This window comes from Nocardiopsis halotolerans DSM 44410, assembly GCF_000341065.1.
GTDB lineage: Bacteria > Actinomycetota > Actinomycetes > Streptosporangiales > Streptosporangiaceae > Nocardiopsis > Nocardiopsis halotolerans.
In genome coordinates, this window is sequence record NZ_ANAX01000044.1 from 1 (window position 1) to 7,106 (window position 7,106).

The following is a 7,106-nucleotide window of genomic DNA, read 5'->3' on the forward strand; positions in this document are numbered from 1 at the left end:
TCACAGCGGCCGTCCAGGGCCGGTCCGGGGTGGGCGCCCTCTTCCGGCGGTACTCACTCCGGCGCAGGGGCGGCATCACGCCCTACGCGATCGCGGCACTCGCCCTCCTGGCCATCGCGACCTCCGCGGTGCTCCTGGCGCTCCCGGGAGGAAGCTCGGTCGACGAGGCCCGGCTGAACACGGCGCTGGCGGTGGCGCCCGTCCAGTTCCTGCTCATCGCACTGGCCGGCGGCGGAAACGAGGAACTGGGCTGGAGGGGGTTCGCGCTGCCCCGACTCCAGGGCGCACTGCCCCCGCTGGCGGCGAACGTGGTGCTCGGCGCGGTCTGGGCGGTGTGGCACGCTCCCCTGTTCGCCATGGACGGCACGGTCCAGTCGCAGATGTACTTCCCCGCCTACGCCCTGCTCTGCGTCGGACTCACGGTCGTCCTCGGCCACGTCTTCAACTCCGCACGCGGCGGTGTGCTGGCCGCGGTGGTCGCCCACGCCGCGATCAACGTCGTCTCTGGCCTCAAGGCGGCGGCCGTGGGCGGTTCCGCCGGAGCGGTCGAGGTCGCCCTGGTCGCCCTCGTCGCGGTGGTCCTCGTGGTCGCCACCCGCGGTCGGCTGGGACTGCGCCGAGCCGGTGGCGCGGAGCGCTGACCGGGCCGCGAACCCGGATCCGGGCCGGGGCCGCCTCGCGGGACGGTGGACGCGTGGGGCGACGTTCCGGGACGGGGCACGTCGGCGGGCCGGTCGGGGATCCTCCCCGACCGGCCCACCTCTGGGTGCTCCCTGGGGTTACGGGCACGCGCTCCCGGGCGGTCTGTGCGCATCGCCGGAGCCCTTTTATACCCCCTACCCCCAAGGGGTAATATCCGGATATGGTCTCACTCGTGAGGGAACTCGGCCGGAACCGACCCAACCGTGACTGCTCCGCCGCGTGCGGCCTGGGATCGGCGGAGGTGACGCTGCTGCGCCAGGTGCTGGGGCTGTGTCTGAGTCTGCGCGTCACCCTCGCCGCCCACTGCCCCCGGGGCGGAAGGCGACGGCGCGCATAGGTGGCCGGACGGGTGGCCGCGATCGGGCTGACGCGATCGCGGCCACCGGTCACCACCCCCCGGCGACCTTCTGGGACACGGCTGCGACGTCACGGGGACGGAAGCCCGACACGGGCTCGGCACGATCGGCGCCATGACGCACGATCAGCCGATCACGGCGGCCCGGCCCGCATCCGGAGGAGGACGGCACCTGCCCGCCCTGGACGGGTTGCGGGGTGTCGCGATCCTCGGGGTACTGCTGTTCCACACCGACCACCTGCCCGGTGGCTTCCTGGGTGTGGACCTGTTCTTCGCCCTGTCCGGTTACCTCATCACCGACCTGCTGCTACGGGAGGTCGAGGCGACCGGCACGGTGGCGATGGCCTCCTTCTGGGGCAGGCGGATCCGCCGACTCCTGCCCGCGCTGGCGGCCATGCTCGTCGGTGTCACCGTGCTGGTCTGGGCGGTGGGACCGCCCGACATGGTGCGGACGACGCTCGCCGACGGTCCGTGGGTGCAGTTGAACGTGGTCAACTGGCACCTGATCGCCGAATCGGCCGGTTACTGGGACCGGTTCGGCCCGGAACGGGTGTTCGAGCACCTGTGGAGCATCGCGGTCGAGGAGCAGTTCTACCTGCTGTGGCCCGTGGTGCTGTTGGTCATCGCCCGGTTCGGTCGGGACCTGGGCCGCCGGGTCGCGGTGGTCGCGGTCCTGGCCTCGGCCGTCTCCCTGCTGTTGACGATCACGCTCGTCGATCCGGCGGACCCGACCCGCGTCTACGTCGGCACCGACACCCGGATGTCCTCACTGCTGCTGGGCGCGGTGGTCGCCACCCGACCGGCGCGTACCGTGCTGGCCCGTCTGACGGGCCGGGCGGCGGGCGTCGTGCTGGTGCTGTTCGTGGTCGGCCTCGGCACGGCGTGGTCGCTCGTCGACGGGACGGACACGCCGTGGCTGTTCACCGGCGGCCTGTTCGCGCACTCCCTGGCGTCCGCGCTGCTGATCGGGCTGTGCGCGCGGGAACCGCGGTCGTTGGTCTCCCGCGCCCTCGCCTGGCGGCCCCTGCGGTGGTTGGGCCTGATCTCCTACAGCCTGTACCTGTGGCACTGGCCCGTCATCGTGCTGCTCTCCCCGGAGGTGACGGGCCTGGACGGGTGGTCCTGGACGGCGCTGGTGGGCGCCCTGTCGATCGCCCTGGCCACACTGTCGAAGTACCTGGTCGAGGACCCGGTCCGGTTCCGCGCCACGTGGGCAAGGGGCAGGAACGGGGTGTTCGCGTTCGCGGCGCTCATGATCGGCCTCGCCGCGCTGTGGCTGGCCCTGCCGACCCCCGAACCGCCCACCATCGACGTCACCGGGCTCTGACCACCCGCCCGCCCGCTCACCTGATCAGCGGGCAGGTCCGCAGCTCGTCCGTCTCCGGGGTGGGCTGGGTGAAGCGGACCCGCACCCTCATGTCCCTCGAACCGCCGCTCCGCACGTGGGTGTCCAGCGCCGTGCACACGATCTGGTCGATGCCCAGCGGGGTCACGTCGTCGATCGTCAACGGCGTCACGAGTTCGATCACCCCCGGTTCGATGGTCACCCCGACCCGCTGCACCGAGATCGGCGCGATCCCGGTGCGCAGGCCCGACCCTCCCGGCCCCGACAGCAACAGTGACAGCGCCTCGGAGATCGAACCCAGGCCGCCGGTGTCCCGCTGTCGGGGCCGGAGTTCACCGTCGGCGCCGACGAAGTACAGCGTCACCCCGGGTGCCACGCCCGTCGGCGCCTCTCCCCCGTCGGTCACCCCGGTGGGTTGGATGCCGCACCCCGCGACCAGGAGGGCCACGGCGGCACACCAGACTCGTCTCATCGTTCCTCCGGATCCCCGGGTTCCTCCGGGTCTCTGGGCAGGCGCAGTACGAACCGCGCGCCGTGGTCGGTGTTCTCCGCGGTGAGGTCGCCGCCGTGCAGGCGGGCGTTCTCCAGCGCGATCGCCAGTCCGAGTCCGCTGCCCGGGGTGCGGGTACGGGCGGCGTCGGCCTTGTAGAAGCGGTCGAACACGTGCGGAACCACGTGCTCGGGCAGCCCGGGTCCGCTGTCGGTGACGGCGATCCGCACCTGTTCGGGGAGGGCCGAGACGTGCACGCGCACCGGCGGCTCCCCGTGCCGCAGCGCGTTGCCGACCAGGTTGGCCACGACGACGTCCAGCCGACGGCGGTCCAGTCGCGCCGGGACCTCCTCCGGCGCCACCAGTTCGACCCGGTCCCACCAGCCGCGGGCACGGAGGGAGTCCCGTACGGCACCGACCGCGTCGGCCTCCTCCACCCGCAGTCGGGCGGTCCCGGCGTCGAAGCGGGACACCTCCATCAGGTCCTCGACGAGCCGGACCAGCCGATGGGTCTCGGTGATCGCCATCCGCGCGGACTCCCGGGCGTCCGGCTCCATCCCGTCGGTCGTGTCCGCCAGGACCTCCACCACCGCCGTCAGCGTGCTCAACGGGGTGCGCAGCTCGTGGGAGACGTCCGCGGCGAACCGCCTGGCGTCGGCCCGCATCCGCTCCATCTCCGCCATCGACGTCTGCACCGACTCGGCCATCTCGTTGACGGTGACGGTCAGTTCGGCCAACTCGTCGGCGCCCTGGGGCGGCGACCGCGCGTCCAGGTCACCGGCGGCCAACCGGCCAGCGGTGTCACGGAGTTCGCGTACGGGGCGCAGCACACTGCCCGCGGCCAGCAGCGCCGCCAGCCCCGACAGCGGCAGGGCCCACGCGGCGGTGGTGATCGCGGACCTGGTGAGGCCGTCGATCTCCCGTTCCACTCCGGTGAGGTCGCGCACGGCGTACACCTCGATACCGGACGGGGTGCGCGTACCGTCCGAAGCGGTGATCATGACGGGGGTGCCGACCAGGAGCCACGGCTCACCGTCGACGACGGTCCGCTGGGTGACGAGCCGGTCCCCGGTGCGCACGGCGAGGCGCAGCTCATCGGTGATCAGACCGGTGTCGACACCGTCCGCCGACCGCAGGTCGCCGTAGACCACCAGGGCGTTCGCTCCGACGGTCGCGCGCAGCCGGTCGAGCGCGCCCTGGTCGGGCGGATAGGTCAACTGGGGGGCGATCGCGCCGATCTGGTCACCGATGGTCCGGGTGACCTGCCTCTGGTACGAGGTGACCAGCGCGCCGCCCGCCGACCCGGCACTCGACCAGACCGCCGCGACGGCCCCGAGCACGGTGACGAGCACGAAGGCGACCAGCAGCCGGGCACGGAGGCCGCGTAACCACGGGCGTCTGGTCATACCGGACCGAACCGGTAGCCGAACCCGCGCACGGTCTGCACGTACTCCGGGGCGGCCGGATCGGCCTCGATCTTCGCCCGAAGTCGCTGCACACAGTTGTCGACCAGCCGGGAGTCGCCGATGTAGCTCTGCTCCCACACCTCCTCCAGCAACTGCTGCCTGCTGAACACCCGGCCGGAGGCACGGGACAGGGTCAGCAGCAGACGCAGCTCGGTCGGCGTGAGCCGCACCGGCTCGCCGTGCAGCGACACCATCAGCGCCGCGGTGTCGATACGCAGGTCGCGGTGCACGCGCACCCCGTCCCGGGTACCGGTGCCGCGCCGCAGGACGGCGCGGATCCGCGCGTCGAGCACGGTGGGCTTCGCCGGTTTGACGACGTAGTCGTCCGCGCCCGCCTCCAGGCCGCCGACGACGTCGAAATCGTCCCCGCGCGCGGTGAGCATGATCACGGGCACCTCGCCGGACGCCCGGATACGGCGGCACACCGCGAACCCGTCCATGCCCGGCAGCATCAGGTCGAGCACCACCAGATCCGGCTCGAAGGCCTGGAACTCGCGCAGCCCGGCCTCGCCGGTGTCCGCCGTGCGGACGTCATGGCCGTGTCGGTGCAGCGCGAGTTCGAGACCGCGCCGGACCAGGGCATCGTCTTCGATGAGGAGAATCGCCGCCACCCGGCCAGTATGGTGCACACCCGCCAGGACCAGCGACGATCGCGGAGCACCTGCGACACAACCGCGACACGGCGGCGGTGGAACCGGGAAACGGCCACGGCACGTTGGACGCCATGACCACGAAACGACGTCTCATCCTCGCCCTGACCGGTCTCGTGATCCTCCCGGTCGCCGCCTGCTCCGGCCAGTCCGGCGGCACCGGCGGTTCCACGGAATCCGGCGCGTCCGACGCGTCGGCGGAACCCGACGCCTCCGGCGCGGAGCTGTCCACGGTGGTCCTGCTCGGGGACTCGGTCGCCCAGGGCCAGGCACTGCCCCTGGCCGCCGCCTTCGACGCCGGTGGTGTCGACTTCCACTCGCTGGCCTCCACAGGCGGCGGGAACGTCGTCGGACCCAACTCCGAGGCGCAGTGGGAGACGCTGCCCGACCAGATCGCCTCCCACGACCCCAGCACCGTCATCTACCAGCTCACCACCTACGACTGGGGAAGCGAGCAGGAGCAGCGGGACGCCTACGAGCGCCTGTTGACCACGGTGGCCGAGGCCGACGCGGGTCTGGTCTTCGTCACCATGCCTCCGATCAGGCCCGACGACTTCTACGAACCGCACATGGACGAACTGGACCGGGCACCCGACGTCGCGCGGGCGGTCGTCGAGGATTCCCCGGAGCAGGCCGTCGTACTCGACGCCGGGGAGGTGTGGGGTGACACCTACCAGCGGAACCGGGAAGGCGTGGCGGACCGCAGTTCCGACGGCATCCACACCTGTCCCCAGGGCGCCGCCCGCTTCACGAGCTGGCTGCTCACCGAGCTCACGGCCCTGCACCCCGACTTCACCCCGCCAGCTCCCGAGGAGTGGGCCAACACCGGCTGGTCCGCGGACGAGCACTTCCAGGGCTGCTGAGGCGTTCCGGCCGCGTGTCGGCCGGGGGTCCATCCGGGGCCCGGGGCCGGGGCCCGGACCCGTAGACGGCGGATCGGGGCTGGCCGGAGGACGGAGGAACCAGCCAGCCCCGGGTCTCAGGCCCTGACGTCCGCCCCGGGCTCCCGCTCGTCCCGCCCCGTGTCCGGTTTCCGCGCCTCGACCGCGGCCTCGGAGTCGTATCCGAGTCGACCCCGGGTCACCACGACGAGCACTGCGGCGATCGCGCCGAACCCGACGAACAGGACCCAGGACATGTACCCGTGCGTCTGTTCGAGCGAGGGGAACATGTCGAAGACCACGATCGACATCATGTTGTTGACGCTGGCGTGCATCAGGATCGCGATCGGCAGGCTCTCACCGGTGCGGTTGAACACCCAGGTCATCACCACGCTGATGGCGACGCACATGGCCGTGAACACGAAGGGGTCCTTCCACGCCGTGTTCGGGTACCCGCTCCACTCGGTGACGAACAGCGGCAGGTGCCAGATCCCCCAGACCACGCCGAGGACGACCGTGCCGAGCAGCGGTCCGAAGTACGGCTGGATCCGGGGCAGGGCGAAGTCGCGCCAGCCGGGCTCCTCGGCCAGGCCGGTCGTCACGAACTGCAGGACGAGACCGGGGACGTAGAACGCGAGCGCCATGAGCGCCGGGGCCCGCACGTCCCCCTCGGAGAACAGGCCCGCGCAGAGGATGATCAGCGCCGGAACGCCGACGAGCGCCAGCGCGTACCAGCGCCAGTTCATCCGCCACCTCAGGATGCGGCCCATCCAGCGGCGCACGCCCTTCCTGCCGTCGACCACCCGGGTGACGAGGTAGGCCGAGAAGATCGGGCCCAGATAGGCCCCCGGCAGCATCAGCAGGAGCTGCGACATCAGGAGGTTGGGGGCCTCGAAGTCCCACAGGCCCAGACCGTGGTCGGAGAGGATGTAGGGGATCCAGGCGATCCAGCTCAGGCCGCACGCCAGGACGAAGAAGCTCACCAGGGGGCGCCGCGTGACGAGGCGGCGCCACCCGGCCGCGGGTTCCGTGGAGGGTGTGGAATCGGTCATGAGAGGTCCTTCGCTTCGGAGGGAACGCGCGAGCGGGGGCGCGCGTGTCGCGCACGGCGCCCCGTCGCGGTCGTCGGTCATGGGGGAACCTGGGGGATCCGCGCACGGACGGAGGGCCCGTGGCGGGGGATCGGGCCGTTACCGGCGGGGTGCCGGGAACGGGCC

The 7,106-nt window shown here is 72.0% G+C and carries 9 protein-coding genes (1 of these 9 running past the window's edge); 4 read left to right on the forward strand and 5 right to left on the reverse strand.

Going from position 1 to position 7,106, the window contains the following annotated elements:
• The 3 genes from D455_RS0103455 to D455_RS0103460 form a co-directional block, all read left to right on the forward strand.
• On the forward strand, nucleotides 1-641 hold a 641-nt coding region (locus D455_RS0103455; RefSeq protein WP_017569373.1), incomplete at its 5' end, for a CPBP family intramembrane glutamic endopeptidase.
• A gap of 221 nt (nucleotides 642-862) precedes the next feature.
• On the forward strand, nucleotides 863-1,039 hold the full coding sequence (locus D455_RS34080; protein ID WP_160167827.1) for a hypothetical protein: 177 nt from the start codon (nucleotides 863-865) through the stop codon (nucleotides 1,037-1,039).
• Nucleotides 1,040-1,172: 133 nt separating this feature from the next.
• Complete coding sequence (locus D455_RS0103460; protein WP_017569374.1) at nucleotides 1,173-2,384, forward strand: acyltransferase family protein; 1,212 nt, start codon at nucleotides 1,173-1,175, stop codon at nucleotides 2,382-2,384.
• 16 nt (nucleotides 2,385-2,400) lie between these two features.
• Here the strand turns inward: D455_RS0103460 and D455_RS0103465 are convergent, their stop codons facing one another.
• The 3 genes from D455_RS0103465 to D455_RS0103475 are packed head-to-tail and all read right to left on the reverse strand — an operon-like array spanning nucleotide 2,401 to nucleotide 4,969.
• Nucleotides 2,401-2,874, reverse strand: a complete 474-nt coding sequence (locus tag D455_RS0103465) for a hypothetical protein (RefSeq protein WP_026122275.1) — start codon at nucleotides 2,872-2,874, stop codon at nucleotides 2,401-2,403.
• Entirely contained in the window at nucleotides 2,871-4,298 is a 1,428-nt protein-coding gene (locus D455_RS0103470; RefSeq protein WP_017569376.1) for an ATP-binding protein, read from the reverse strand. Before D455_RS0103470 ends, D455_RS0103465 begins: the two co-directional genes overlap by 4 nt.
• Nucleotides 4,295-4,969 (reverse strand): response regulator transcription factor, encoded by a 675-nt coding sequence (locus tag D455_RS0103475; protein WP_017569377.1) that lies wholly within the window; start codon nucleotides 4,967-4,969, stop codon nucleotides 4,295-4,297. The genes D455_RS0103470 and D455_RS0103475 overlap by 4 nt, the downstream gene beginning before the upstream one ends.
• Before the next feature lie 113 nt (nucleotides 4,970-5,082).
• On the opposite strand from D455_RS0103475, the gene D455_RS0103480 reads away from it, so the two are divergent.
• Nucleotides 5,083-5,871 (forward strand): SGNH/GDSL hydrolase family protein, encoded by a 789-nt coding sequence (locus D455_RS0103480; RefSeq protein ID WP_026122276.1) that lies wholly within the window; start codon nucleotides 5,083-5,085, stop codon nucleotides 5,869-5,871.
• Nucleotides 5,872-5,987: 116 nt separating this feature from the next.
• On the opposite strand, the gene D455_RS0103485 is transcribed toward D455_RS0103480, so the two are convergent.
• Together D455_RS0103485 and D455_RS35795 are read right to left on the reverse strand one after the other, a co-directional pair.
• Nucleotides 5,988-6,941, reverse strand: a complete 954-nt coding sequence (locus D455_RS0103485; RefSeq protein ID WP_017569379.1) for a CPBP family intramembrane glutamic endopeptidase — start codon at nucleotides 6,939-6,941, stop codon at nucleotides 5,988-5,990.
• A gap of 77 nt (nucleotides 6,942-7,018) precedes the next feature.
• On the reverse strand, nucleotides 7,019-7,106 hold the final stretch of the coding sequence (locus tag D455_RS35795; RefSeq protein ID WP_017569380.1) for an FtsX-like permease family protein. Its footprint extends 2,261 nt past the window's final position; only the last 88 of its 2,349 coding nucleotides appear in the window; the start codon falls outside the window, past its right edge; it ends in the stop codon at nucleotides 7,019-7,021.

What these genes read in the sequence shown, in the direction of transcription:
- D455_RS0103460 (WP_017569374.1), top strand. Translation starts at nt 1,173, where the DNA reads ATGACGCACGATCAGCCGATCACGGCGGCCCGGCCCGCATCCGGAGGA.
- D455_RS0103480 (WP_026122276.1), top strand. Translation starts at nt 5,083, where the DNA reads ATGACCACGAAACGACGTCTCATCCTCGCCCTGACCGGTCTCGTGATC.
- D455_RS0103470 (WP_017569376.1), bottom strand. Translation starts at nt 4,298, where the DNA reads ATGACCAGACGCCCGTGGTTACGCGGCCTCCGTGCCCGGCTGCTGGTC.
- D455_RS34080 (WP_160167827.1), top strand. Translation starts at nt 863, where the DNA reads ATGGTCTCACTCGTGAGGGAACTCGGCCGGAACCGACCCAACCGTGAC.
- D455_RS0103465 (WP_026122275.1), bottom strand. Translation starts at nt 2,874, where the DNA reads ATGAGACGAGTCTGGTGTGCCGCCGTGGCCCTCCTGGTCGCGGGGTGC.
- D455_RS0103485 (WP_017569379.1), bottom strand. Translation starts at nt 6,941, where the DNA reads ATGACCGATTCCACACCCTCCACGGAACCCGCGGCCGGGTGGCGCCGC.